Annotated in this window: 26 protein-coding genes; 8 read left to right on the top strand and 18 right to left on the bottom strand. The window is 70.1% G+C overall.

Annotated features, from left to right (window positions below):
* Position 1 precedes the first annotated feature (1 nt).
* Genes guaD through uraH form a run of 7 tightly spaced genes read right to left on the bottom strand, consistent with a single transcriptional unit; the run spans position 2 to position 8,021 of the window.
* The gene (gene guaD / locus A2790_RS01385) at positions 2-1,324 is read right to left on the bottom strand and encodes a guanine deaminase (protein ID WP_293386918.1); all 1,323 of its coding nucleotides are present in this window, start codon (positions 1,322-1,324) and stop codon (positions 2-4) included.
* Positions 1,321-1,809 carry an ureidoglycolate lyase gene (locus tag A2790_RS01380; protein ID WP_293386917.1) on the bottom strand — a complete coding sequence of 163 codons (489 nt, stop codon included), beginning with the start codon at positions 1,807-1,809 and terminating at the stop codon, positions 1,321-1,323. Before A2790_RS01380 ends, guaD begins: the two co-directional genes overlap by 4 nt.
* Positions 1,806-2,999, bottom strand: a complete 1,194-nt coding sequence (locus tag A2790_RS01375) for a urate hydroxylase PuuD (protein WP_293386916.1) — start codon at positions 2,997-2,999, stop codon at positions 1,806-1,808. The genes A2790_RS01380 and A2790_RS01375 overlap by 4 nt, the downstream gene beginning before the upstream one ends.
* Positions 2,996-3,916, bottom strand: coding sequence for a xanthine dehydrogenase accessory protein XdhC (xdhC, locus tag A2790_RS01370; RefSeq protein ID WP_293386915.1), 921 nt, complete (start codon positions 3,914-3,916; stop codon positions 2,996-2,998). The genes A2790_RS01375 and xdhC overlap by 4 nt, the downstream gene beginning before the upstream one ends.
* A 16-nt stretch (positions 3,917-3,932) precedes the next feature.
* Positions 3,933-6,251 (bottom strand): xanthine dehydrogenase molybdopterin binding subunit, encoded by a 2,319-nt coding sequence (xdhB, locus tag A2790_RS01365; RefSeq protein ID WP_293386914.1) that lies wholly within the window; start codon positions 6,249-6,251, stop codon positions 3,933-3,935.
* Positions 6,244-7,677 carry a xanthine dehydrogenase small subunit gene (xdhA, locus tag A2790_RS01360; RefSeq protein WP_293386913.1) on the bottom strand — a complete coding sequence of 478 codons (1,434 nt, stop codon included), beginning with the start codon at positions 7,675-7,677 and terminating at the stop codon, positions 6,244-6,246. The genes xdhB and xdhA overlap by 8 nt, the downstream gene beginning before the upstream one ends.
* A 2-nt stretch (positions 7,678-7,679) precedes the next feature.
* A complete protein-coding gene (gene uraH / locus A2790_RS01355) occupies positions 7,680-8,021 on the bottom strand; it encodes a hydroxyisourate hydrolase (protein ID WP_293386912.1) in 342 nt (113 codons plus the stop codon).
* A 111-nt stretch (positions 8,022-8,132) separates the two neighbouring features.
* Between uraH and puuE the strand changes: the two genes are divergently transcribed.
* Genes puuE through alc form a run of 3 tightly spaced genes read left to right on the top strand, consistent with a single transcriptional unit; the run spans position 8,133 to position 10,499 of the window.
* On the top strand, positions 8,133-9,044 hold the full coding sequence (gene puuE / locus A2790_RS01350; RefSeq protein ID WP_293386911.1) for an allantoinase PuuE: 912 nt from the start codon (positions 8,133-8,135) through the stop codon (positions 9,042-9,044).
* Positions 9,034-9,498 (top strand): 2-oxo-4-hydroxy-4-carboxy-5-ureidoimidazoline decarboxylase, encoded by a 465-nt coding sequence (gene uraD / locus A2790_RS01345; RefSeq protein ID WP_293386910.1) that lies wholly within the window; start codon positions 9,034-9,036, stop codon positions 9,496-9,498. Before puuE ends, uraD begins: the two co-directional genes overlap by 11 nt.
* An 11-nt stretch (positions 9,499-9,509) precedes the next feature.
* Positions 9,510-10,499 carry an allantoicase gene (gene alc / locus A2790_RS01340; protein WP_293386909.1) on the top strand — a complete coding sequence of 330 codons (990 nt, stop codon included), beginning with the start codon at positions 9,510-9,512 and terminating at the stop codon, positions 10,497-10,499.
* Here alc and A2790_RS01335 read toward each other — a convergent pair.
* From A2790_RS01335 to A2790_RS01295, 9 genes are read right to left on the bottom strand one after another with little or no spacing between them, the layout of a single operon-like run.
* Positions 10,496-11,245, bottom strand: a complete 750-nt coding sequence (locus A2790_RS01335; protein WP_293386908.1) for an NIPSNAP family protein — start codon at positions 11,243-11,245, stop codon at positions 10,496-10,498. The two genes, alc and A2790_RS01335, sit on opposite strands and share 4 nt — an antisense overlap.
* Positions 11,246-11,297: 52 nt before the next feature.
* Positions 11,298-11,921 carry an urease accessory protein UreG gene (gene ureG / locus A2790_RS01330; protein WP_293386907.1) on the bottom strand — a complete coding sequence of 208 codons (624 nt, stop codon included), beginning with the start codon at positions 11,919-11,921 and terminating at the stop codon, positions 11,298-11,300.
* On the bottom strand, positions 11,918-12,595 hold the full coding sequence (locus A2790_RS01325; protein ID WP_293386906.1) for an urease accessory protein UreF: 678 nt from the start codon (positions 12,593-12,595) through the stop codon (positions 11,918-11,920). The genes ureG and A2790_RS01325 overlap by 4 nt, the downstream gene beginning before the upstream one ends.
* Positions 12,564-13,019, bottom strand: a complete 456-nt coding sequence (locus A2790_RS01320; RefSeq protein WP_293386905.1) for an urease accessory protein UreE — start codon at positions 13,017-13,019, stop codon at positions 12,564-12,566. The genes A2790_RS01325 and A2790_RS01320 overlap by 32 nt, the downstream gene beginning before the upstream one ends.
* Positions 13,016-14,722 carry an urease subunit alpha gene (ureC, locus tag A2790_RS01315; RefSeq protein ID WP_293386904.1) on the bottom strand — a complete coding sequence of 569 codons (1,707 nt, stop codon included), beginning with the start codon at positions 14,720-14,722 and terminating at the stop codon, positions 13,016-13,018. Before ureC ends, A2790_RS01320 begins: the two co-directional genes overlap by 4 nt.
* Complete coding sequence (locus A2790_RS01310; protein WP_363080188.1) at positions 14,722-15,027, bottom strand: urease subunit beta; 306 nt, start codon at positions 15,025-15,027, stop codon at positions 14,722-14,724. Before A2790_RS01310 ends, ureC begins: the two co-directional genes overlap by 1 nt.
* On the bottom strand, positions 15,024-15,254 hold the full coding sequence (locus tag A2790_RS01305; protein WP_293386903.1) for a hypothetical protein: 231 nt from the start codon (positions 15,252-15,254) through the stop codon (positions 15,024-15,026). The genes A2790_RS01310 and A2790_RS01305 overlap by 4 nt, the downstream gene beginning before the upstream one ends.
* A gap of 9 nt (positions 15,255-15,263) precedes the next feature.
* Positions 15,264-15,566 (bottom strand): urease subunit gamma, encoded by a 303-nt coding sequence (locus A2790_RS01300; RefSeq protein WP_293386902.1) that lies wholly within the window; start codon positions 15,564-15,566, stop codon positions 15,264-15,266.
* Complete coding sequence (locus A2790_RS01295; protein ID WP_293386901.1) at positions 15,567-16,328, bottom strand: urease accessory protein UreD; 762 nt, start codon at positions 16,326-16,328, stop codon at positions 15,567-15,569.
* 285 nt (positions 16,329-16,613) lie between these two features.
* Between A2790_RS01295 and A2790_RS01290 the strand changes: the two genes are divergently transcribed.
* Genes A2790_RS01290 through upp form a run of 3 tightly spaced genes read left to right on the top strand, consistent with a single transcriptional unit; the run spans position 16,614 to position 19,690 of the window.
* Positions 16,614-17,870, top strand: coding sequence for a GTP cyclohydrolase II (locus A2790_RS01290; protein ID WP_293386900.1), 1,257 nt, complete (start codon positions 16,614-16,616; stop codon positions 17,868-17,870).
* Positions 17,871-17,872: 2 nt separating this feature from the next.
* Positions 17,873-19,036, top strand: coding sequence for a DUF1688 family protein (locus A2790_RS01285; protein ID WP_293386899.1), 1,164 nt, complete (start codon positions 17,873-17,875; stop codon positions 19,034-19,036).
* A gap of 24 nt (positions 19,037-19,060) precedes the next feature.
* Entirely contained in the window at positions 19,061-19,690 is a 630-nt protein-coding gene (upp, locus tag A2790_RS01280; protein WP_293387048.1) for a uracil phosphoribosyltransferase, read from the top strand.
* Between the two features lie 254 nt (positions 19,691-19,944).
* On the opposite strand, the gene A2790_RS01275 is transcribed toward upp, so the two are convergent.
* Entirely contained in the window at positions 19,945-21,516 is a 1,572-nt protein-coding gene (locus A2790_RS01275; RefSeq protein WP_293386898.1) for an FAD-dependent oxidoreductase, read from the bottom strand.
* Positions 21,517-21,612: 96 nt separating this feature from the next.
* The gene (locus tag A2790_RS01270) at positions 21,613-22,785 is read right to left on the bottom strand and encodes a CoA transferase (protein WP_293386897.1); all 1,173 of its coding nucleotides are present in this window, start codon (positions 22,783-22,785) and stop codon (positions 21,613-21,615) included.
* A 110-nt stretch (positions 22,786-22,895) separates the two neighbouring features.
* On the opposite strand from A2790_RS01270, the gene A2790_RS01265 reads away from it, so the two are divergent.
* Complete coding sequence (locus A2790_RS01265; RefSeq protein WP_293386896.1) at positions 22,896-24,146, top strand: TetR/AcrR family transcriptional regulator; 1,251 nt, start codon at positions 22,896-22,898, stop codon at positions 24,144-24,146.
* A gap of 166 nt (positions 24,147-24,312) precedes the next feature.
* On the top strand, positions 24,313-25,800 hold the full coding sequence (locus A2790_RS01260; protein WP_293386895.1) for an MFS transporter: 1,488 nt from the start codon (positions 24,313-24,315) through the stop codon (positions 25,798-25,800).
* The last annotated feature ends 15 nt before the right edge of the window (positions 25,801-25,815 follow it).

The following is a 25,815-nucleotide window of genomic DNA, read 5'->3' as shown; positions in this document are numbered from 1 at the left end:
GTCAGGCCGTAGGCTGCGCCGCAAGTCCTCGTTGGTGCGCCGGCCGGCCCATCAGGTAGGTGCGCTCGACCAGGCGGTCGTCTGCCAGCACGGCGAGCACGAACAGGGTCTCGGCCAGGGTCCTTGTTCGGGCGGTGCGACGAGCCAGCAATGGCGTCGCGGCCAGGTCCAGGACCACGAAGTCCGCCTCCTTGCCGGGCAGGAGGTTGCCGACGCGTCCGTCGATGTGCAGCGCCCGGGCGCCCGCCAGCGTGCCCAGGTAGAAGGCGTGGAGCGGATCGAGGTTGTCGCCCTGAAGCTGGCCGACCTTGTAGGCCTCGCCCATCATGTGGAGCAGGGAGAAGCTGCCGCCCCCGCCCACGTCGGTGGCCAGCGCCGTGTGCAGCCCGCACGCGCAGGCGCGCTTTAGGCTGAAGAGGCCGCTGCCCAGCAGCAGGTTGGAGGAGGGGCAGAAGGCGGCCGAGGCGCCCGCCTTGGCCATACGCCCCATGACTGCCTCGTCACAGTGGACGCAGTGGGCGAAGACCGAGCGCGGACCCACGAGGCCGAAGCGGTCGTAGACGTCCAGGTAGTCGCGCGCCCAGGGGAACAGCTCGCCGACGCGGGCGATCTCGGCGCGGTTCTCGGACATGTGGGTGTGGAGCAGGACGTCGGGATGGGCGGCCAGCACCTCGCCGGCCATGGCGAGCTGGGCGTCGGTGGAGGTCACGGCGAAGCGGGGCGTAACCGCGTAGCCCAGCCGGCCGCGGCCCCGCCAGGCGCGGATCAGGGCCTCGGTGTCCTCGCGGCCGCTGTCGACAGTGTCGGTCAGGCCGGCCGGCGCCGCGCGGTCCATCAGCACCTTGCCGGCGATGAGGCGCATGTTGCGGTCCAGGGCCGCCGCGAACAGCGCCTCGGCGGACGTCTTGTGGACGGTGCAGAAGGCGAGAGCGCTGGTGGTCCCGTTGGCCAGGAGCTGGTCCAGGAACACCTGGGCCACCGCGTCCGCATGGCTCCGGTCGGCGAAAGCCTGTTCGGCGGGGAAGGTGTGGGTGTTGAGCCAGTCGAGGAGCTGTGTCCCCCAGGCTGCGATCACGTCCACCTGCGGATAATGCACGTGGGCGTCCACGAACCCGGGCGTGATCAGCCGGCCCGGCAGGTGCTCGACCGGCGTCCCCTCAGGCAGGCTCGGCGCGAGGTCCGCCCAGGCGCCGAACGCCGCCACATGGCCGTCCTCGACCACCAGCAGGCCGTCGGGATGGTAGGCGTGCGCCTCCGCCGCCGGGACGCGCGAGGGGTCGTCCAGCATGTGGAGGAGGGCGGCGCGGTAGGCGTGGCGGGTCATGGGGCGACGGCGATCCAGTCCGCCTCGGCCAGTTCGACCTCGTCCAGGTTGTCGCCGGGTCCCTCGCGGTCGACGACCAGGAAGTCGCTCTCGGCTTCCAGGGCCAGCAGGAAGTGGTGCCAGGTCCCCCTGGCGTAGTTCACGCCCTGGGTGGGGGCGGCGCGGAAGACCCGCACGGCGGCGGGATCAAACTCGCCTGGGGGCGCCACCGCGAGCAGGAACGGCCGTCCGTTCAACGGCATGAAGGCCTGACTGCCAAGGGGATGGCGCTCGAAGATCTTCAGCACCGGCGGCGTCAGAGGCTTGGACCGGAAAATGCTGAGGATGGCGTGCCCGTCGCCCACCGCCACGTCCGCCAGGGCGTTGAAGCGGGTGGTCCAGCCGTAGTTGATCGGCATGACCTCGGCCCGGTCGGAAGCCTCGATCACATCGCCGAACGGGGCGAAGGCGTCAGCGGTCAGGGGCTCGGGGGTGATGGTCCTCACGAACCCACCTTCGCGCCGGCCTTGATCCAGGCGCCGAGCTGGGCGCGTTCGGTTTCGGTCATTTGGGTTTCGTTGCCCAGTGGCATGGATTGGGTGGCGACCGCGCGGGTGTAGATCTTCTCGGCGTGCTGCTGCAGGCCGGCGTCGGTATCGAACATCGTACCGTTGGGCGCGACCGGCACCCCGCGGTGCGTCGGATGGGCGGCGTGGCAGGTGATGCAGTGCTTGTCGACGATGGCGCGGACGGTGGCATAGGCGGGGACCTCCGCCACGGTGGGCGGCTTGGGCCGCGCGCTCTCGTTCAGCACCGCCACGGTCACGAACGCCAGGGCGCCATAGAGCAGGACCTGGGGCTCCACCCGCCCGGCGTTCTTCAGGTTGAAGAAGTGGCGGATGGTCCAGCCGGCGATCCCCAGCCCCGCCAGCCAGAGCCAGTTCAGCGGGGCGGCGAAGATCATCGGGTAATGGTTGCTGATCATGATGAACAGCACCGGCAGGGTCATGTAGTTGTTGTGGACGCTGCGCTGCTTGGCCTGCTTGCCCAGCGACGGGTCAAGCGCCTGGCCGGCCAGGACCTGGGCCACCACCTTCCGCTGGTTCGGGATGATGATCAGGAAGACGTTGGCCGCCATGACCGTGCCGATGATGGCGCCCACGTGCATGAAGGCGCCGAGGTCGGAGAAGACCCGCGTCAGGCCGTAGGCGGCGGCGGTGAGGACCAGGAACCAGACCGCGCCGAACAACCTCAGGTTCTGGCCGACCCGCGAGCGGCAGAGGCCGTCGTAGACCAGCCAGCCCGCCGCCAGGCTGCCGAGGCCCAGCAGGATCGCCTGCCAGGTGGCGAGATCGGCCTTGGTCTTGTCGATAAGGTTGAGGTCGGCGCCGACGTAGAAGATCAGGCTGAGCAGCAGGAAGCCCGAGATCCAGGTTGTGTAGGCCTCCCACTTGAACCAGTGCAGCTCCTCCGGCATGTCGGCCGGGGCCACCATGAACTTCATCTGGTGATAGAAGCCGCCGGAGTGGACGCTCCACAGCTCGCCGGCCACGCCCTCGCCGCGCGGGACCTTCGGTGGTTTCAGATGGCTGTCCAACCACATGAAATAGAAGGACGATCCGATCCAGGCGATGCCGGCGACCAGGTGCAGCCAGCGGATCGCCAGGTTCGCCCAGGCTTCGATGTCGGCGATCATTCGGCGGGGTCTTCGGTCAGTTTCAGTAGCTCGGCCGCCAGGGCCACGGCGATGACCGCGGGCGCCTTGCTCTTCAGCTCGGCGATGCCGATGGGGCAGGTGAGGCGGGCGAGGTCGGCGTCGGCGACGCCATCGGCCCGCAGGCGGCTTTCGAAGCGCGCGCGCTTGGTCCGCGAGCCGATCAGGCCGAGGTAGCGGAAGTCCCCGCGGGCCAGGACCGCCCGGGTCAGGCGGTAGTCCAGGTCGTGGCTGTGGGTGAACATGGCGAACAAGGTGTCGGCCGGCGCGGCCTCCACCGCCTCCACCAGTTCGTCCTCGCTAAGGATGGTGGCGCGCGTGCCGCTGGCCTCGGGCCGCAGGTCCTCGCGGCTGGCCAGCCAGTCCAGGTGGAAGGGCAGGGGGGCGAAGGCGCGCGCCACCGCCTGGCCCACATGGCCCGCGCCGAAGATGACGAGGCGCGGCAGGGTGGGACGGATCAGTTCGGACACGCGGCGGACCTCCGGGATCGGAATGCGCGGGCTGTCGGAGGCCGGAGCTTCGGCCTCGATGGCGCGGATCATGCCGCCGTCCTCGAAACGGGCCGTGAGGGCGAAGGGGGCCCGGGCGTCGGCCGCGGGTTCCAGCCAGGGCAGGCTCTCGGCGTCCACGCGCTCGACCAGCAGCCGCACATGGCCGCCGCAGCACTGGCCCAGCAGGGGGCCGAGCGGGTAGTCCTGCAGGGCGTGTCGGCGCGCGGTCTGGGTCAGCAGCCGGCGGGCCTGGTCCAAGCCCTGGCGTTCGAGGGAGCCGCCGCCGATGGTGCCGGTGAAACGGTCCGGCCAGACCAGCATGCGCGCGCCGATCTCGCGCGGCGTGGAACCCTGGGCGCCCACGATGGTCACCATCGCCAGCGCCTCGCCCCGTCGGGCGGAAGCCACAGCTTCAGCGATCCAATCAGGCATTGGCCGCCCGCCTGCGCACATCGTTCACGGCGGCCAGAATGCGTTCCGGCGTGGCGGGGGCGTCGAGGTTCGGCATCACCTTGTGGCCGGCCACGCTCGCCACCGCGTCGGTGAGCGCCGAGAAGACGGAGATCGCCAGCATCAGCGGCGGCTCGCCCACGGCCTTGGAGCGGTGAATGGTGTTCTCGCGGTTCTCGCCCGGCCGCCAGATGGCGATGTTGAACGCGTCCGGCCGGTCGCCGGCGGTGGGAATCTTATAGGTCGACGGGGCGTGGGTGCGCAGGGCGCCCTTGTCGTCGAAGACCAACTCCTCGGTGGTGAGCCAGCCCATGCCCTGGATGAAGCCGCCCTCGATCTGGCCCAGGTCGATGGCCGGGTTCAGTGACCGGCCCACGTCGTGGAGGATGTCGACGCGGACGACCTTGTTCTCGCCGGTCAGGGTGTCGACGACCACCTCCGAACAGGCCGCGCCATAGGCGTAGTAGTAGAACGGCCGGCCCTTGTGGGTGACCCGGTCGTAGTGGATGTCCGGCGTCTTGTAGAAGCCGGCCGCCGACAGCGAGACGCGGGCCACATAGGCTTCGTGCACGAAGTCGCGGAAGCTCAAGAGCTCGGCGCCCAGGCGCACGCCGCCCCCCGTGTAGACGGGCGGATGGCCATAGTTCCGGATCGCCCATTCGGCGAGACGGGCCTTGATCTGCTCGCAGGCGTCCAGCGCCGCCATGCCGTTGAGGTCGCTGCCCGAGGAGGCGGCGGTGGCAGAGGTATTGGGCACCTTGTCGGTGCGCGTGGAGGTGATCTTCACGCTGGCGAGCGGGACCTGGAAGGCGTCCGCGGCGACCTGGGCGACCTTGATGTTGAGCCCCTGGCCCATCTCGGTCCCGCCATGGTTCAGATGGATCGAGCCGTCCGTGTAGACATGCACCAGGGCACCGGCCTGGTTCAGATAGGTGGTGGTGAAGGAGATGCCGAACTTCACCGGCGTCAGGGCGATCCCGCGCTTCAGGTGGTCGTTGGCGGCGTTCCATTTCGCGATGGCCGCGCGGCGGGCGCGATAGTCCGAACTGGCTTCCAGCTCGGTCATGATCTCGTGGGCGACCGCGTCGGTGACCGTCTGGCCGTAGGGCGTCAGGTCGCCTACGACGCCGTAGAGATTGGCCAGGCGCACATCCAGCGGATCCTTGCCTAGCGACAGGGCCACGGCGTCCAGCGCCCGCTCGATGGCCATCATCCCCTGCGGCCCGCCGAAACCGCGGAAGGCGGTGTTGGAGACGGTGTGGGTGCGGGCGCGGTGGCTGACGATCTCGGCCGCCTGCAGGGCATAGGCGTTGTCCGCATGGAACATCGCCCGGTCGTTGATCGCGTGGCTGAGGTCGGCGGAGAAGCCGCAGCGGGAGGCGAATTCGAAGGCGGCCCCGTGCAGCCGGCCGTCGCCGTCGAAACCGAGGGTCCAGTCGATCTCGAAGTCGTGCCGCTTGCCGGTCATGACCATGTCGTCGTCGCGGTCGAGGCGGATCTTGGCCGGGCGCCGGGTCAGCTTCGCGGCGATGGCGGCCATGGCGGCCCACTGCACCGACTGGGTCTCCTTGCCGCCGAAGGCGCCGCCCATGCGGCGGACCTCCACGGTGATGTCCACGTCTGGGCAGTCCAGCACCCGGGCCAGGATGTGCTGGGTCTCGGTGGGATGCTGGGTGGAGGTCCAGACGTGCAGGTCCCGGCCCTCGCCGGGGACCACCAGGGCCACCTGGCCTTCGAGGTAGAAGTGCTCCTGGCCGCCGACCTGCAGGTGGCCGGAAAGTTGATGCGGCGCCGCGGCGATGGCGGCGCGGGCGTCGCCCAGGCGGATGGCCTGGGTGGGCTCGATGAAGGCGCCGGCCGACACGGCGGCGTCCGCCGTCAGCAGGGCCGGCAGGTCCTCGTACTCCACCACGGCCAGGGCGGCGGCGGCGCGGGCCTTGGGTAGGGTCTCGGCGACCACGCAGAACAGCGCTTGGCCCCGGAACTTGACCTCGCCCTCCGCGAACAGCGGGTCGTCGCCGGCGAAGGGGCTGATGTCGTTCTTGCCGGGGACGTCGGCAGGCGTCAGCACCGCCACGACGCCGGGTGCGGCGCGGACCGCAGCGAGGTCGAGTTTCGTCACTCGGGCATGGGCCCTGGCGCCCTGGCCGACATAGAGATGCAGGAGGCCCGGCGGCTCGGGGATGTCGTCGATATAGAGCGCCTCGCCGCTCACATGGCGGGGCGCGCTGTCGTGGCCGATGGGCGCATGGAGGACCGGGATCTGGCGCGTGGCGCCGCCGCTGTCAGCCATACGCCACCGCCTCGGCGTCGGGGACGCGCGATGCGCCGGCGCTCTCCAGGAAGGCGCGGCGGACCATGTTCTGCGCGGCGTCCAGTCGGTAGCCGGCCGAGGCGCGCATGTCGCTGATCGGCGTGAAATCCTCCGCGAGGGCGGCGGCGGCGGCCTCCACGGTCTCGCGGGTCCAGGGCCTGCCGACCAGCGCCGCTTCGCACGCCGCCGCACGCTTCGGCGTCGCCGCCATGCCGCCGAAGGCGATGCGGGCGTCGGTCACCTGGCCGGCTTCGACGCCGACGGACAGGCCCAGGCACACCGCCGAAATATCCTGGTCGAAGCGCTTGGAAAGCTTGGCGATCTTGAAAATCCGACCCCTGCCAATCTTCGGGACGATCACCGCCTCGACGAACTCGCCGGGCCGGCGGTCCTGCTTGCCGTAGGCCAGGAAGAAGGCTTCCAGCGGCAACTCGCGCCGCGCGTCCCCCTGCCGCAGGACCAGCGTGGCGCCCGCCGCGATCAGCGCCGGCGGCATGTCACCGATGGGCGATCCATTGGCGATGTTGCCGCAGACGGTGCCGAGATTGCGAACCTGCAGCCCGCCCAGCCGGCGCATGAGGTCGCCGAACGCGGGATGGAGCGCTGTCAGCGCAGGTTGGGCGTCGACGTAGCGGACGGCGGCGCCGATCCGGATGGCGTCGCCAAGGTCTTCGACCCCTTTGAGGTCGGCAGCGTCGTTCAACGAGACGAGGGTCGGCAGGACGCGCTGCTGCTTGGTCACCCACAGGCCGACGTCGGTGCCGCCGGCGAGGATCGTGGCCTCGGGATGAGCCGCGAGCACGGCCGCAAGTTCGTCGGCCGAACGCGGCGCGAAGTACCGCCGGCCCTTGTACTCAAGCGCGAGCCCCTCAGTCGGCTGGATGGCCTCGAGAGCCGTGGCGATGTCCGTGGCCGGCGCCTCGCCCATGGCCTGCCCCGCAGCCAGGATCGGGCCGTAGCCGGTGCAGCGGCAGAGGTTGCCTGCGAGGGCATCCTTCAGGCTGGCGGTGTCCGTCGGCGCGCCCTCGCGCTGCACGGCGTAGAGGCTCATGACGAACCCCGGAGTGCAGAAGCCGCACTGGCTGCCGTGGTGGTCCACCAGGGCCTGCTGCACGGGATGCAGCGCGCCCTCGCGGCCCAGGCTCTCCACCGTGAACAGCGCACGCCCATCCAGCATGGGCGCGAAGAGGATGCAGGCGTTCACGGCGCGGAAGCGGACCCGGTCCTCGGTGAGCTCGCCCAGCACCACGGTGCAGGCGCCGCAGTCGCCCTCGGCGCAGCCTTCTTTCGTGCCCGTCCGGCGCAGGTGGTAGCGCAGGAGGTTCAGGACGGTCAGGGTCGGGTCGGTGTCGGCGGGCAGCTCGCGCACCTCGCCGTCCAGCAGGAATCGGATCGGGCGGCCCATGGTCAGCTACCCCGATAGGTGGAGTAGGCGAAGGGGCTGACCAGCAGGGGGACGTGGTAGTGGGCGCCCGCCTCGGAGACGCCGAAGTCGATGACCACGGTCTCCAGGAACGCCGGCCGCGGAAGGGCGACGCCGAGACTCCGGAAATACTCACCGACGTCGAACTCAAGCCGATAGGCGCCGGGCGTTAGCGCCTCCCCGGCGAGAAGCGGCTGGTCCACGCGCCCGTCGGAATTCGTCACCACCGACGCCAGCGCCAGCCCGCCCCGAGACAGACGCAGACCGACGCCCGCCGCCGGGCGGCCGTGCATGGTGTCGAGGACGTGGGTGGTGAGGCCGCTCAAGGAAGACTCCGAAAATCCAGCCGCCCAGAATCCGCCCTGAGGCCAGGAATTGCAACCGTGGCGCAGGATTGCGACGGTGCGGCCCCTGCGAAGCCTGCTAAGCGGTCAGTCATGCCCGAGCCCAGTTATCCGCGCGACCTTATCGGCTACGGCAAGGACCCGCCGCACGCCGACTGGCCGGGCGGGGCGCGCATCGCGATCCAGATGGTGCTGAACTACGAGGAGGGCGGCGAGAACTGCATCCTGCACGGGGATCCAGCGTCCGAGGCCTTCCTTTCCGACATGATCAATCCGCCCGCCATCCCGGGCGCGCGGCACATGAGCATGGAGCAGATCTACGAGTACGGCAGCCGGGCCGGGGTCTGGCGGCTGCTGCGGCTGTTCGACCGGTACAAGACGCCGGTGACGGTGTTGGGCGTGGCCATGGCCATGGAGCGCAACCCCGCCGTGGTCGAGGCCATGCTGGAGGCCGGCCACGAGATAGCCAGCCACGGGTGGCGCTGGATCAACTACCAGGACGTGCCCGAGCGGGTGGAGCGCGAGCACCTGTTCCGCGCCATCGACATCCACAAGCGGCTGACGGGCGAGCGGCCGCTGGGCTGGTACACCGGCCGGACCAGCCCCAATACGCGGGCGCTGGTCGCGTCCGAGGGCGGGTTCCTCTACGACGCCGACGACTATTCCGACGACCTGCCGTTCTGGACGGAGGTGGGGCGGCGTCCGCACCTGATCGTGCCGTACACCCTGGAGGCCAACGACATGCGCTTCTCGGGGACGGGCCTGAACACCGGCGAGCAATTCTATTCCTACCTGAAGGACGCCTTCGACGTGCTCTACGCCGAGGGCGAGGAGCGGCCCAAGATGCTGTCCATCGGGCTGCACTGCCGCATCGTCGGGCGGCCGGGGAAGATGGCTGGGCTGGAGCGGTTCATCCGCTATGCCCTGGGTCACCAGGACGTCTGGTTCTGCCGGCGGGTAGAGATCGCCAGGCACTGGCGGGAGCGGCATCCGCATGGGCGCTAAGGAGGATTTCGTCGCCCGGTTCGGGCCGGTCTACGAGGCCTCGCCCTGGGTGGCGGAGGGCGTGTGGCCGGATCCGCCGGCCGATCGCGAAAGCCTGGCGAAGGCCATGGCGGCGGTGGTCGACGCCGCCCCGCGGGAACGGAAGCTGGCCCTGATCCGCGCCCACCCGGAACTGGCCAGCCGCACGAAGATGGCCGACGCCTCGGTCAAGGAGCAGGCGGGCGCCGGGCTCGACCAGTGCAGCCCGGAGGAGTTCGAGGCGTTCCAGCGTCTGAACGCCGCCTACAACGCCCGCTTCGGTTTCCCCTTCATCTTCGCGGTGAAGGGGGCGACGCGCGGCGATATCCTGGCGGCGTTCGAGAGCCGCCTCGCCAACGACCCGGAAACCGAGTTCGAGACGGCTATCGCCCAGATCCACCGGATCGCCGGCTTCCGCCTCGCCGACCTGATCTAGAGACCAAGCCCATGTTCGATGACCTTCGCCGCCAGTTCGTGGATCTCGCCCAGCCCCGCCTGGGCTCGGAGGTGGTCTACGCCACGGACGACTTCTTCGCCGACAAGTCGCGGCTGATCGCGCCGACCGAGCCGGTGTTCATCCCCGGCAAGTACGACGAGAACGGCAAATGGATGGATGGCTGGGAGAGCCGCCGCAAGCGCGTGCCCGGCCACGACTGGTGCGTGATCAAGCTGGGCGGGCCCGGCATCGTCGCGGGCTTCGAGATCGACACGCGCCACTTCACCGGCAACTACCCGCCCGGCGCGGAGGTCGAGCTGTGCGTCTCGGACGAGACGATCCCCGGCGACGACGCCGGCTGGGTCAAGGCGACGGGGCGGCTGGAGCTGAAGGGGAACGACCGCGCCTGGTTCCCGGTGGAGCACGCCACCTCCGCCACCCATGTGCGGCTGCACATCTATCCGGACGGCGGGGTCGCGCGGCTGCGGGTCTGGGGCCGCGTGGATCCCGACTGGAGCAAGGTCGCGGACGGCGACGTCATCGACCTGATGGCCATGGCCTGGGGCGGCCGCGGGATCGTTGCCAACGACGAACATTTCGGCCGGGTCGAGAACATGACCGCGCCCGGCCGCGGCGTGGACATGGGCGATGGGTGGGAGACGCGCCGGCGACGCGAGCCGGGCCACGACTGGGCGATCCTGGAACTCGGGACCTTCGGCCGGGTCGGCGAGGTCATCGTCGATACGGCGCACTTCAAGGGCAACTATCCCGACCGCTGCTCCATCCAGGCCACCGCCCGGGCCCACGGCGCGCCGCACGAGTTGGCCGCCCAGGCCGAGAGCTGGCCCGTGCTGTTGCCGGAGGTGAAGCTGCAGCCCGACCACATCCACACCTTCCGGGACGAGGTGGCCGACCTCGGGCCGATCCGGTTCGTCCGGCTCAACATCTATCCCGACGGGGGCGTCAGCCGGCTGCGGCTGATGGGGACCGTGGCTCGCTAGCCGGGCGTCGCGGCAAGCCGCAGCCGTTCCGGCTTGCGCATCAGCGCCGGGAGCAACGCCTCGCCCGCCGTTTCGCGCCAGCCTGTCCGCGCGTGGCGGCGGGCCAGAAAAGCGGCTTCACCGCCCCTCGAATACGCCGCCCAGACGAAGACCCGGTCGCGCTCGCGCACCGGCAGAGGCGGGAAGTTGTTGGCGCGCGTCTCGCTGACGAAGGTTCCCAGGATCTCCCCGCCATCCGCCTCGATCTGCGGCCGCATCGTCCCCGCGAAGAAGGCCGCGAAAGGCGCGACCAGGGCGTCGTCGAGATAGTGGATGTAGACCAGGATTTCGCCCGGCAGGGCGGACCGCAACCTGCGCCACGGGTCCACCGGCTTGAGCAACAGCACGTTGTCGGAATCCAGCATGGTGGCGTTGGCCGCCTCGCGATGGGCCTTCCAGACGGGGCCGCGGTAGAAGGTCGTCAGGGCTTCCGGCCGCGCCGCATAATCCTCGAAGCCGCGGAGCCAGACGAAGCGGTCGGGGTCGTCCCGGTCGCGGAAGGTCCCGAGCACATGCGCACCCAGCGCGTCCTGCGGTGCGACGAACTCGCGCTCGAAAAGCTGGATCAGGCGATCCCGCCCGCCCCGGTGGCAGGTGTACTGGCGCAATTCGACGACGTGATCGTCGGCTGCGGCTCTCGACGGCGTGGCGGCCAGGGCCGCGCCGGCGGCGAGCAAGGTGCGGCGGTTGGGCAGGGGGTCGGTCATGACCTGCTTTCGCGCAGGCCTGCTGACAGCTTCCTGGCAGCAGCGCTTCTCGTCAGGCCGCCTTGGCGACCGGCAGCCCCCCGGCCTTGGCGAGGAAGGCTATGACGTCGTCGACCCCCAGAAGGCGGGTCAGGTCGGTGAACACATAGGGCCGCTCGCCGCGGGCCGCGCGGGCGTCGCGGTCCATGACCAAGAGGTCCGCGCCGACGTGCGGGGCCAGGTCTGTCTTGTTGATGATCAGAAGGTCGGAGCGGGTGATGGCCGGGCCGCCCTTGCGGGGGATCTTCTCGCCCTGGCAGACGCTGACGACGTAGAGGGTGAGGTCCGCGAGATCGGGGCTGAAGGTGGCGGCCAGGTTGTCGCCGCCGCTCTCGATGAAGATCACGTCCAGGTCCGGATGACGGCGGTTCAGATCCGCGATGGCCGCCAGGTTCAGCGAGGCGTCCTCGCGGATCGCCGTGTGCGGGCAGCCGCCGGTCTCCACCCCGAGGATCCGATCCTCCGGCAGGGCCTGGAGGCGGGTGAGGATTTGGGCGTCCTCCTGGGTGTAGATGTCGTTGGTGACCACCGCGATGGACCAGCGGTCGCGCATCGCCTTGCACAGCTTCTCGGTCAAGGTCGTCTTGCCTGAGCCGACCGGGCCGCCGATGCCGACGCGCAGGGGGCCGTTGCTCATGAGCCGAACAGCCTTCCGTCCAGGGTTTCGTGCCGCATGGCGGCGATGTCGGAATTGAGCGTGGCCGAGCCGAGGTCGTCCAGGGTGGACTCCGCAGCGCGGGCCGCTGCCCGGATGATGACGGGCTCCAGGGCGGCGATCACCTGCAGGGCGTCGGATTGGCCCAGCGGCACGGCGCGGACCGCCACGCTCACCAGGTTGGCGGCGAAGGCGTGCAACCAGGCCATCAGGGCCGGCTCCAGGGGCAGGCACGCCGCGCCCGCGGCGGCGCCGAGGGCGACCGGATAGGGCGCGCGGATGATGGGCGGCGGGCTCCAGGCCGCCACGGCGGTCAGGAAGGCCTCGCCCTGGGCCATGGTCTCGCGCCGACGCTCCAGGGAGGGGGCCATCGCCTCGGCCAGTTCGGCGATCTCGTCGAGGGCGACATGGTCCTCGGCCGTCACGGCGGTCCAGGCGGCCTTGGCCAGGACCGCATCCGTCCAGGCTGAGCCGTTCTCCAGCAGGGCGGCGATCCAGCCGGTGAGCGAGCGCACGTCGCTGACGACGCCCTCGCGGATTGCGGTCTCCAGCCCGTGCGAGAAGCCGAACGCGCCGACGGGAAAGGCCGGCGACAGCCAGGTGAGAAGGCGCAGCAGCCGCGCTTCAGTGGGCATGATCGTGGGCCCCATGGTCATGATAGGCCCCGCCCTCGGGATCGAACGGCGCCATGACCTCGCAGACATGCGCGCCCTGGTGCTGGAGCATGTGGGCGATCACGTGGTCGCGGCGGATCAGGATGCGGTCGGCGAAGACCTGGGCGGCGAGGTGCCGGTTGCCGATGTGCCAGGCGAGGCGGATCAGTTCGGCCGGCGTATGGGCGGTGATTTCCAGAAGCGGTTCGGGCCGCGCCACCACAGCCACCACGCCGCCGCCCGGCAGCTGCAGCCCATCGCCATCCTTGAGGTGCGTCGCCTCGGCGAGGTCCAGCAGGTATTCGGCGCCGGACGCCCCGGTCAGCACGATCCGCCGACGATGGCGGCCGTCGTAGTCCAGGGTGACCCGGTCGGTGGGATCTCCCGTCCAGGCGCCGGCGGGCAGGATGTCGGTGATCGTGGTCAAAACAGGAAATACCTCTGGGCCATGGGCAGCACCTCGGCAGGCTCGCAGGTGAGCAGCTCGCCGTCGGCGCGGACCTCGTAGGTTTCGGGATCGACGTCGATCGCCGGGGTCGCGGAATTGTGGAGCATCGAGGCCTTGGAGAGGCCGCCGCGGACGTTCTCGACCGGGACCAGCTCCTTCCATAGGCCCAGCTTCGCCGGCAGACCGCTCTCGATGGCCAGCTTGGAGGTGAAGACGACGGACGAGCGGGTCACGCTGCGCCCGTAGGCGGCGAACATCGGCCGATAGTGCACGGGCTGGGGCGTCGGGATCGAGGCGTTGGGGTCGCCCATGGGGGCTGCGGCGATGGATCCGCCTAGCAGCACCAGGTCCGGCTTCACGCCGAAGAAGGCGGGACTCCACAGCACCAGGTCCGCCCGCTTGCCCGGCTCGATGGAGCCGATGTGGGCGCTCATCCCGTGGGCGATGGCCGGGTTGATGGTGATCTTGGCGATGTAGCGCTTCACCCGGTTGTTGTCGGCCGGGCCGTCGCCGGGCAGGGGACCGCGCTGCTTCTTCATCTTGTCCGCCGTCTGCCAGGTGCGGATCGAGACTTCGCCCACCCGGCCCATGGCCTGGCTGTCGGAGGAGATGATCGAGAGCGCGCCCAGGTCGTGCAGGATGTCCTCGGCGGCGATGGTCTCCTTGCGGATCCGGCTTTCCGCGAAGGCGACGTCTTCCGGGATCGACGGGTCCAGGTGGTGGCAGACCATGAGCATGTCGAGATGCTCGGCCAGGGTGTTGCGGGTGTAGGGCCGGGTCGGGTTGGTGGACGACGGAATCACGTTCGGAAGGCCCGCGACCTTCAGGATGTCCGGGGCGTGCCCGCCGCCCGCGCCCTCGGTGTGGAAGGCATGGATCGTGCGGCCCTTGAAGGCGGCGATGGTGTCCTCGACGAAGCCGCTCTCGTTGAGCGTGTCGGTGTGGATCATGCACTGGACGTCGAGGTCGTCGCAGACCGACAGGCAGCAGTCGATGGCCGCGGGCGTCGTGCCCCAGTCCTCGTGCAGCTTCAGGGCGCAGGCGCCGGCGGCGAACTGCTCCACCAACGCTTCGGGCAGGCTGGCGTTGCCCTTGCCCGCGAAGCCGAGGTTCATCGGAAACGCCTCGGCGGCCTCGATCATCCGCTGAAGGTGCCAGGCGCCCGGCGTGCAGGTGGTGGCGTTGGTGCCGGTGGCCGGGCCGGTGCCGCCGCCCAGCATGGTGGTGACGCCGCCCATCAGCGCCTCCTCGATCTGCTGGGGGCAGATGAAGTGGATATGGGCGTCCATCGCGCCCGCGGTCAGGATCTTGCCCTCGCCGGCGATGACCTCGGTGCCGGGACCGATGACGATGGTCACGCCAGGCTGGACGTCGGGGTTGCCAGCCTTGCCGACGGCCAGGATGCGCCCGTCCCGCAGGCCCACGTCCGCCTTCACGATTCCCCAGTGGTCGACGATCAGGGCGTTGGTGATGATGGTGTCGGCGGCGCCCGAGGCCCGGGTCGCCTGGCTCTGGCCCATGCCGTCGCGGATCACCTTGCCGCCGCCGAACTTCACCTCCTCGCCGTAGATGGTCAGGTCGCGCTCGACCTCGATGAACAGCTCGGTGTCGGCCAGGCGAACCCGGTCACCCGTCGTGGGGCCGAACATGTCGGCGTAGGCGGCGCGCGGGATCCGGGCCATCAGAGTCCGCCCATGACGTCTTGCCGGAAGCCGTAGACGACGCGCGCGCCGCCGAACGGCACGAGGGTCACCTCACGCGCCTGGCCCGGCTCGAAACGGACGGCCGTGCCCGCCGGGATGTCCAGGCGCATGCCGCGGGCGGCGGCCCGATCGAAGGCGAGGGCCGGGTTGGTCTCGAAGAAGTGGTAGTGGCTGCCCACCTGGATCGGCCGGTCGCCCGTGTTGGCCACGCGCAGAGTCACAGCGGGGGCTCCGGCGTTGAGCTCGATCTCGCCGTCGGCCGGAATGACCTCGCCCGGGATCACTTGCGCGCCTTCGCCCGGCGCCAGCCCCAGCCCGCGGCCGCGGCGAGGCCGACGAGCGCGGCGAACGCGATCTGGTGGTCCGGCTGGGACACGAGATGGCGCAGCGCCTGCAGGGTCTGCATCTGCTCGTGGCGGCCTTCGTGGGCGGAAGCGGGCAGGGCCGCGACGACCGTAGCCGACAGGGCGGCGACGGTGGGAATGATCCTGTTCCAGGTCTTGCGTTGCATGGCGTTTCCTCAGCGGATCGGGTGGTGGACGGTCACCAGCTTGGTGCCGTCCGGAAAGGTGGCTTCGACCTGGACGTCGTGGATCATCTCGGCGACGCCTTCCATGACCTGGCCGCGGCCGACCACGTGGGCGCCGGCCTCCATCAGGTCGGCGACGCTGCGGCCGTCGCGGGCGCCTTCGACCACGAAGTCGGTGATGAGGGCGATGGCCTCGGGATGGTTCAGCTTGACGCCGCGGGCCAGGCGCTTGCGCGCCACCTCGGCGGCCATGGCGACCAGCAGCTTGTCCTTCTCGCGGGGGGTCAGGTTCATTCAGGTCCTCCAGACCCGGGGCAGGGGCTCGCCGTCGCGCAGGATCTCCAGCGCCGGCAGCAGCGCCTCGCGGAGGATGAAGCCATCCGGCGCCACGACCCGGGCGAACAGCTTGCCATCGAAAAAGCTGGCCCCGCCATGTCTTCCCAGTACGGCCCGCAACGGGGTCAGCAAGCGCCCCGCACCGTCGTCCACCAGCAGGAGCGAGGCGAAGGCGCGGCCGCCGCCCAGCACCGGCGCCTTGGCGGTGAGCTCGGCGATGGCGCCGTCCAGGCGCAGGTCGTCGGCGAACACGAGCCGGCCTTCGCGACGGATGCGCCAGCGATCGCGCAGCAGGCCGTGGCGCACGGTCTCGGCCATGGCGGTGCGGCCGAGGATCACCGCCTCGACCGCCAGCAGGCGCGCGTCCGCGGTCAGGTCCGCCTCCAGTGTGCGAGACAGGGCGCCGCCGTCGAACAGGATCGTTTCCTGGGGGAGCCAGTCCAGGCGGGCCCCATCGCCCAGGATCAGGCCGACCCGCTGCCGGGCCTCGCCATCGCGGGCGCGGTACACCTTCTCGCAGGCTTGCGTCGAAAGGGTCAGGCGGGCGCCGTCGCCGACGGTGGCCAGCCACTCCATGTAGTCGCCGCCGGTGAGGCCGCCGGACGAATTGATGAGCACGGCCTCCAGCCCGACGGCGCGCGCGTCCCGCGGCAGGCGGACCTTGCCGCAGCCGTCCTGGAACAGGCGCACCAACCGCGTGCGCCCGCCGTCGGCGGCCACGACGATGCGCCCAGCGCCGCGAGCGCGCTGCAGTTTTGGCAGTTCCGGCAGAGAAGCTGGCCCCTGGATCACCGGCTCACCCTGAGGCGCGCGTCGAAGGTGTCCAGACAACGCTGGGGTGCGCACACGCGTCAACCGCCGGCGCCCGGTTTTTAGGCGCCGCGTCCGCGCCCGGCTTCGGGATTTCTTGCCAAGTCGCGGCGCCAGGATCATGCTCGTCTCTCAAAGGCCCTGCGCCGGCGAACCCGGCGACAGGGCCTTTTCGACTCTGGAGGTTCGCGCCCTATGTCCGGCAACAGGACATCGCATATTCGCCTGACGTCGCACCCGGGCACGGGCGCGGCCAGCCGCTTCCCGATCGTCTGGGATGCGCCCACCGCCCGCGAGCGCGGCCCGGTCATCGCCACGGCGAACGCCGGGACCGACCGCAACGCCATCGGCGCCCACGGCGGCGCCTATTCCGTCTACCGGGCGCTGGCGGTGGCCTCGGGCGCCATGGATCCGATGATCCGCCCGGAGCTGGTGAACACACATCCGGTCGTGCCGGTGGGCCCGCACCCGCAGTGGAGCGAGGCGGGCAAGATTGTCTCGCTGGACCCCTGGGGCGCCCGCATCGCCGAGGACTTCGCCGCCGAGATCGCCGAGGGCGTCGACATCCGGCCGACCATCGCGGTCACCAAGGCGCGCCTGACGCTACCTGAGATCGCCGACGCCATGCGCGCCGGCCGGCTGAAGGCGGATGGCAAGGTGCTGTACGAAACCGGCGACATCGCCGTGACCAAGGCCGCCATCGACCCCGTCTGGCATCTGCCCGGCGTCGCGGCCCGGTTCGGCGTGGACGAGCAGACCCTGCGCCGCACGCTCTTCGAACAGACCGGCGGCATGTATCCCGAGCTGGTGACCCGGCCCGACATGCAGGTGTTCCTGCCGCCCATCGGCGGGATCACGCTTTACATCTTCGGCGACGCCACGAAGCTGGGCGACCGCCGCGTGCCGCTGACCTGCCGGGTTCACGACGAGTGCAACGGCTCGGACGTCTTCGGCTCGGACATCTGCACCTGCCGGCCCTACCTCACCCACGGGATCGAGGAGGCGACGCGGCAGGCCCAGGACGGCGGGACCGGCCTGATCGTCTACAACCGCAAGGAAGGCCGGGCGCTCGGCGAGGTGACCAAGTTCCTGGTCTACAACGCGCGCAAGCGCCAGCCGGGCGGCGATCAGGCGGCAACCTACTTCGAGCGCACCGAATGCGTGGCGGGGGTCCAGGACGCCCGCTTCCAGCAGCTGATGCCGGACATCATCCACTGGCTCGGGATCCGCCGGATCGACCGCTTCGTCTCGATGTCCAACATGAAGTACGACGCCCTGGTCGGCGGCGGGATCGAGATCGGCGAGCGGGTCCCGATCCCCGACGAATTGGTCCCGCCCGACGCCAGCGTGGAGATGGAGGCCAAGAAGGCCGCCGGCTACTTCACGCCGGAGGGCGCGCCGTCCGAGGAGGACCTCAAGAAGACCGTCGGCCGGGACCTGAAGGAATTCTAGGCGTGAACGAGAGCGAGACCGCCCGCGGGCTGCTGTCCGCGGCGGCGGTGCGAAGCCGCGCCCACGAGATGCTGGCCATCGCCGAAGCGGGCGGCCTGGCGGAATGGCGCGTGGACATGGGGCGGCTGGCGGCGGCGGCCGACCTGACGGCCGAGACCGTGCGGCTGAACTATCCGGACCTGAAGGTCCCGTTCCACGCCCGCTGGCGGCACTTCGTGGTCGAGGGGCGCGACCTGTGGGCCGAGCGGGCGAAGCCGTCCGATCCGGCGGCCCTGGGACGCGCGGCCTTCGACCTGGTGATCCCCTCGGTGCTGCTGGACGCCGGCGCCGGCGCGGCCTGGCGCTACCGCGACGCCGCCACCGGCGCGGTGCTGGGCCGGTCCGAAGGGCTGGGCGTGGCCTCGCTGCGGTTCTTCGAGTCCGGCGCCCTGTCGTCCGACCCGGCCGATCCCCTGCGCGCCGATGCGCTGGACAAGGTGGATGCGGCGATGATCGGGGCGGCGTTCCAGGTCTCCGCCGACAACCCGCTCGTCGGCCTGGAGGGGCGCGCGGCGCTTCTGCGGCGGCTTGGCGAGGCGGTGGGTCGGCCGGGCGCGCTGTTCGACGTCATGGCCGGGCGCGCCGTGGACGGCCGGCTTCCGGCGCCGGTCATCCTCGAGGTCCTGCTGCAGGCGCTGGGCCCGATCTGGCCGGGACGCCTGACCCTGGGCCGCGTGCCGCTGGGCGACTGCTGGACCCATCCCGCCGTCGAGGGCTACGTGCCCCTGCACAAGCTCAGCCAGTGGATGAGCTATTCCCTCATCGAGCCGCTGGAGGCGGCGGGCGTCCAGGTGGTCGAGATCGACGGCCTGACGGGCCTGGCCGAGTACCGGAACGGCGGCCTGTTCGTAGACACGGGCGTGCTGGTCCTCAAGCGCCCCGAGGATGCATCCCGCGGCCATGCCGTCGACAGCCCGCTGGTCGTGGGCTGGCGCTCGCTGACCGTGGCCCTCCTCGACAAGCTGGCGCCCCTGGTGCGCGAACGCCTGGGCGTCAGCGCCGAGGACTTCCCGCTGGCGCGGGTCCTGGAGGGCGGATCATGGGCTGCGGGCCGGCGGATCGCCCAGGCGAAGCGGCCCGACCTGTCGCCGCCCATCGCCGTCATCTCCGACGGCACGGTTTTCTGAGGGGACTTGAAGATGGTTCGGGAGATCAAGGGCGTCACCGTCGTCGACCACCCGCTGGTGCAGCACAAGCTGACCCTGATGCGGAAGAAGGACACCTCGACCAAGAGTTTCCGCCAGCTGCTCAAGGAGATCGGCGCGCTGCTCTGCTACGAGGTGACCCGCGACCTGCCGATGGAGGAGGTCGAGATCGAGACGCCGCTGTCGCGAATGACGGCGCCGCAGCTTGCGGGCAAGAAGCTGGTGTTCGCGCCGATCCTGCGGTCGGGCATGGGCATGCTGGACGGGATGCTGGAGCTGGTTCCCGCCGCGCGGGTCGCCCACGTCGGCCTCTACCGCGATCCCCAGACGCTGGCCTGCGTGGAGTACTACTTCAAGGCGCCGGCCGACATCTCCGAACGCACCGTCGTGGTGATCGACCCGATGCTGGCCACCGGCAACACGGCCATCGCGGCGGTTGACCGGCTGCTGGAAGCGGGGGCCAAGGATATCCGCATGGCCTGCCTGCTGGCCTCGCCGGAGGGGGTCTCGAAGTTCCACGGCCACCACCCGGGGGTCCGCCTCTGGACGGCCGCCATCGACGAGCGGCTGAACGATCATGGCTACATCCTGCCCGGCCTGGGCGATGCCGGGGACCGCATGTACGGCACGCGCTGAGGCGGCGCGGATCGGCCTTCGCGGCCCAGCCTAGCGCCGGGGCCGGGCCTTGCCGTGGATTCAGGCAGCGAGGGTCGATCGTGCTTCGATCCTGGGCGTCTTGTGGCAAATCCGACTCGCGACACCGGTGTCCCCTGTCGGCAGGTGAACGCCGGTCACACAGTGGCCTTGCCCTCTCGGGGCGTTCTCCTTCCTCGAACTTCGGGCCGCGCGGCGAACCGCGCGGCCCTTTTTCGTTGCGGGATCGAGACGGCTCAGGCCGCGGAAACCCGCGCCTGGATCAGCTTGATGGCCTCGTGCGCCGCCAGCGCCGCGCCTTCCTGCCAGGCGTTGATGTAGCTCATGTGCTCGCCCGCGAAGTAGAACGGGCCGTCCGGCTTGCAGAGCTCGGCATAGTCGGTGGAGCGCTGGTTCTCGCTCCAGCCGACCGAGACCCCTTCGGCATAGGGGGTCTGCTTCCACGAGACAGTGAAGGGCTTTTCCAGCTCCTTGCCGCGGCCGGGATGGAACTTGTCGATCACCGCACGGGAGACCGCGTAGCGCTCCTCGAACGACATGCCCGCGTACCTCGGCGGATTGAGGATCCCTGAGAAGCCGATGGAGTAGGCGCCCACGATCACGCCGGTCTTCTCGCCGAAGCCGCCGGAGGGGTACCAGACAAGCTCGCTGGGCTGGTCGGTCCAGCCCAGGCCGCCGAACTGGTAGTCGTCCTGCTCCCAGAACCGGCGGCTCTGCCAACCCACCTTGGTGCCGTGCGGATAGGTCTTGCCGCCCGCGACGATCGCCTGCTGCACCCGGGGCGAAAAGTCGGATGGGATCTTGGCGAGGACGGGCAGGGGGATCGTGACCACGACGTGGTCGGCGTCCAGGGTGCGGGCCGCGCCGCCAACCGAATAGGCAATCTTCGCGCCCTGGCCGGCGCGGCGGATTTCCTTCACCACCGCGCCGAAGGTCACCGACGGCTTCACCTGGTCGTAGAGGGCGTAGCTGATGCGATCCATGCCGCCGACCGGCTGCAGCATGGTGGCCTGCATCTCGATCAGTTCTTCGAAGAAGCCCGAGATGCCCCAGAACTGGGCCTGCATCAGGTCGGACAGCCGGAGGGGATCGACGCCGCTGGGCGGATGGGCATAGCCGCCCGGGTGGTTCTTGAAGCCCGACCGGGCGCCCGCGCCGGAGTAGACGTGCTTGGGATCGAGGTCGCCGTAGGCGCCGAGATAGCCCATGAGCCGCTGCTTATCGACGCCGGTCAGTTCGCGGTCGAGCGCGCCCTTGTCGATGGCCTTGGCCAGCAGTTCGGAGAACGCGCCGCGGGTGTCGTTGATCGCCTGGCCGTTGGTGACGACCTTGCCGCCGAAGTCCAGCTTGGCGGTGCGGTTGCCGTTGACCATGACCTCCAGGGGCACGTTCAGGTCGCGGCAGTAGCCCAGGATCGCGTGGTGGGTCTGGGGGATCCGGGCGGGGCCGGCGTTCATGTAGTGGTGGCGGCCATCCTCCCAGTCGACGATCTGGTCCGGCCGGTCCATCTGCCGGATCACCGTGCCGCGGCGAACGCTCCAGGCCCGGCCGCCCGGACGGTCCTGGGCCTCCAGCACGGTGACCTCGTAGCCCGCCTTGCGCAGTTCGTACGCTGCGACCAGGCCCGCGATCCCGGCGCCGAGAATGGCCACCTTCACGCCCTTGCCGCTCCCGGCCGGCAGCTTGGGCGGACCGGCATAGGCGCGAGGCGCCGCCAGCAGCCCGAGGCCCTGCATGGTGACGAACAGTGCGCCGTAGCCGCCGGCCTTGCCCACGCGTTCCAGGAACGCCCGCCGCGAAATGCCCATGCTCGATCCCCCTGCCGAGGCGAGGAGGTTCGCGCCGGCGCGGGCGTTGCACAAGGCGCAACGAGATCAACGGTCGATCGCGGGCGAAGGCGCCCGCTAGAGCAGCTCTTCGATCTGGTCCGGGGTCAGGCCCGCAGCCTCCAGCACCTCGCGGGTATGTTCGCCCAGCTTGGGCGCCGGTCGGCTGACCTTCGGCGCGCCCTCCGGAAATCGGGCGGGCGACGCCGGCACGCGAAAGGTCTGGCCCCAGCCGTCGTCCACGAACTCGAAACAGCCGGCATCCCGGGCAAAGTCCGCTTCGGCCAGCTCGGCCAGGGTGCCCATCGGCGCCCAGGCCAGGTCGCCCGCGGTCAGCCGCTCGCCGACCTCGGCCAGGGTCATCTGCGCGAAGGCCTCGTCCACGATGGCCCGGATCTCGCGGACCGTGTCCATGTCGGTCACCGGCGGATCGTAACGCGGCTCGGCCAGGATGTCGGGCCGGTCCAGGGCGATCATCAGCTGTGTGAAGCAGTCCAGGGTGCGGGGCAGCAGCAGGAGCCAGCGATCGTCCTTGGTCCGGAAGAACCCCGAGATCGGCCCCGGCCGCTCGTCGCGCGGCTGGGCGGTCACGACCTGGCCGTAGCGGAGCTGGATCGCCAGGTCCCAGCTGATCGCATAGGCGCCTGCGCGCAGCAGGCTGGTCTCCACCAGGCGGCCCCGACCCGTCGAATGGCGCTCGTGAACCGCCGCCAGGATCGCCGAGACGGTCGCCAGCGCCGTCACGTGGTCGCCGAACCCCGGGCGCGAGGCGAAGGGCTCCTGGTCGGGCGGGATCGTGGCGTGCGCGACGCCGGAGCGGGTCCAGAAGGCGGTCATGTCGAAGGCCGGCGTGTCGGCCTCCGGGCCGACCAGGCCGTACCCCGTGACCGCGGCGTAGATCAGGGTCGGCATCTCGGCCTTCAGGCTGTCGTAGTCCAGCCCCAGCCGCTTCATGGACCCCGGCCGGACATTGGTGACGAAGATGTCGGCCTGGCGGAGCAGGGTCTTCAGGGCCTCGCGGCCGGCGGGCTTGGAGATATCGAGGACCACCCCCTTCTTGCCGCGGTTCTCGTTGGTGAAGACGGGATTGCCCGGCTCCTCGGCGGTGTCGGGATAGTAGACCCGGGTCGCGTCGCCGATCGGGCTCTCGACTTTGACGACGTCGGCGCCCCAGTCGGCCAGGACCGCCGCGGCGCTGGGTCCCGCCACCCAGGTGGCCATCTCCACCACCTTCAAGCCCTCGAGCAGCATGGGGATCCTCCGACGCAGAAGCAAAGTGCGGCCCCGGCTTGCCACAGATGACCTTGCGGAAGGGGCCATGGAGGCCCGGGACGAACCACGCTAAGACAGGTGACATGGGGATGACAGTCGACGATGGGGCCTCGTCGAGTGGTCAGGCGGGGGCGCGCCGGCCCACGCGACGCTTCGAGGCCAAGCGCAACGCCATCGTCCGCTCCGCGGTCGAGGAGATGAACCGCAAGGGCGTGCGTGGCATGACCCTGGGGGACGTGGCGGCCCGCCTCGATCTCGTTCCGACCGGCGTCATCTACTACTTCCGCAACAAGGAGGAGCTGGCCGCGGCCGCCTTCCTGACCGGGGTCGAGACCTATGAGGCCCTGATCGCCGCCGCGGCGGGGGAGGCGACGGCTGCCGACCGCCTCACGGCCTTCATCCACGGCTGGTTCGACTATGCCGCGCGGGTGGTCCAGGGCGAGGCCGATCCCCTGCCGGCGTTCAATGATGTCCGCGCGCTCAACTCCGGGCGCGTGAATGCGGCCTATGTCGACATGTTCCGCAGCTTCCGGAACCTGCTGGCCGGGCCGGAGATCCTGCCGCGTCTGCACCGGAACGCGCGCGCGCATATCCTGCTGTCGGAGATGTTCTGGACCGCGGCCTGGCAGCACCAGATCGAGGTCTCGGACTATCCGCGCACGGCCGACCGGATGGCGGCGATCCTGACCCATGGCCTCGTGCCGGAGGGCGGCGCGTGGCCGGCGCTGAAACCGCTCAGCCTGGTGCGCGACGATGGACCCGCGGCCAGTGCATCGGCCGAGCTCTTCCTGAAGGCCGCCACCTGCCTGATCAACGAGGAGGGCTATCACGGCGCCTCGGTGGAGCGGATCTCGGCGCGGCTGAATGTCAGCAAGGGCGCCTTCTACCACCACAACGAGACCAAGGACGACCTTGTGGTGGCGTGCTTCCAGCGCACCTTCGACATCATGTGGCGGGCGATCCACGCGGCAGAGCACGCCGGCGGCTCCGGGCTGGAGGTGCTGGCGTCCGCCGTTGCGGCGCTGATCGAGCATCAGATCAGCGGCGAGGCGCCGCTGCTGCGCACCTCGGCCCTCAGCGCGGTGCCGGAGCCGCTTAGGCCCGAACTGATGCAGCGGTTCAACCGCCTGTCCTACCGTTTCGCCTCGATCCTCTGCGACGGTGTCGCCGACGGCTCCATCGCGCCGGTGGACGTCAACATCGCCTCGCAGATCATCAGCACCGCGATCAACGCGGCCGCCGAATTGCACTACTGGACCCCCGGCATGGCCCCCGACACCGTGGTCCAGCGCTATGTGCGGCCGTTATTCGAAGGCCTGACGTCCCCCGCCGCCGCCTGACGGCGTCGCGGCTGTCACGTCATACCAGACGCTCAACTAGGGCGCACGCGGGTTCGCGAAACGATCCGTACCGCGCGCTCAAACGGATTGACGTAGCCGGCCGGCTATCCCAGGTTCCGCCCTCGATCGGCAGATGGCGAACGCCGCGCACCCTGGAGGATACCCCTTGTCCACCGACGCCCCGGCGCAGGCAGGCGCGCGCCGCCTGAGCTTCTCGACCCGATTCTTCTATGGGTTCGGGTCCGTCGCCTTCGGGGTGAAGGACAACGGCTTCTCGTATTTCCTGGCCTTCTTCTACGCCCAGGTGGTGGGGCTGCCGGCCCAGACCGTCGGTCTGGCGATCATGGTCGCCCTGCTGCTCGACGCCTTCATCGATCCGATCGTGGGGCAGCTCTCGGACAACACCCGCTCGAAGTGGGGCCGGCGGCATCCCTGGATGTACGCCGCGGCGATCCCAGTGGGGCTGTCCTACATCCTCATCTGGAACCCGCCGGCGGGCTGGAGCCAGCCGGCGCAGGTGGCCTACCTGGTCGCCGTGGCGGTGCTGATCCGCAGCTTCATCAGCTGCTACGAGATCCCGTCCGCGGCGCTCGCGGCAGAGCTGACCACCGAGTACGACGAGCGCACCCGGCTGCTGAGCTACCGCTACCTCTTCGGCTGGGGCGGGGGGCTGGTCGCCTATGCCGTGACCACGGCGGTGTTCCTGAAACCCACCGCCGAGTATCCGGCCGGCCAGCTCAATCCGGAGGGCTATGCGCAGCACGGGTTGTTCGGCGCCGGCCTCATGCTGCTGGCGATCCTGGTGACGTCGCTGGGCACCCATCGGCAGATCCCGCACCTGCGCAGTCCGCCGTCGGAGCGGATCACGTTCGGCCGTCTGGCCCGGGAGATGGTCGGCACGCTGAACAACCGCAATTTCCTGATGATCCTGGCAGCCGGCTTCCTCCTCTACGCCGGCATCGGCCTGGGCTTCGCCACGACCCTCTACTTCTCGACCTACTTCTGGGAATTCAGCACCGGCGAGATCGCCCTGTTCGGCGTGTCCAGCCTGCTGGCGGCGATCATGGCCTTCATCGTCGCCCCCCGGCTCGCGCGGCGCTTCGAGAAGAAGCCGGTGGCCATGGTGCTGATCCCAACGGGCGTGGCCTTCGGGGTCGGGCCGATCATCCTGCGCCTGCTGGGCGCTTTTCCCTCCAACGACTCGCCGCTGATCTTCGGCACGATCTTCGTGACCAACCTGCTCTACGTGGGCATCGGGGTCACGGCGAACATCCTGTTCTCGTCGATGATCGCCGACGTGGTGGAGGATGCCGAGCTCAAGACCGGGCGGCGGCAGGAAGGCCTGTTTTTCGCTGCCATCGCCTTCGCCAACAAGTCGACCACGGGCCTCGGCATTTTCGCGGCCGGCCTGATCGTGTCGGCCGTCAAGTTCCCGACGGGAGCCAAGCCCGGCAGCGTGCCGGAGGAGATCGTGCGCGGGCTGGGCCTGATCTACGCCCCCACCCAGGTCGTGCTCTACGGGACCGCGGCGCTTCTCCTGATGGGCTACGGCATCAGCCGCGCCAGCCACATGGAGACCCTGCGCAAACTTGCCGCCGCCGCCGACCTGGCGCAGGAGGGCGAGCCTGCGTCCAGCAAGTCCGGGCTGGCCTGACGACCGCAAGTTGGA

The sequence above is a fragment of the Phenylobacterium sp. RIFCSPHIGHO2_01_FULL_69_31 genome (assembly GCF_001824475.1).
Taxonomy (GTDB): Bacteria; Pseudomonadota; Alphaproteobacteria; order Caulobacterales; family Caulobacteraceae; genus Phenylobacterium.
Note: the sequence above shows the minus strand (reverse complement) of the source record. Positions and strands in the feature narration are given on the sequence as shown.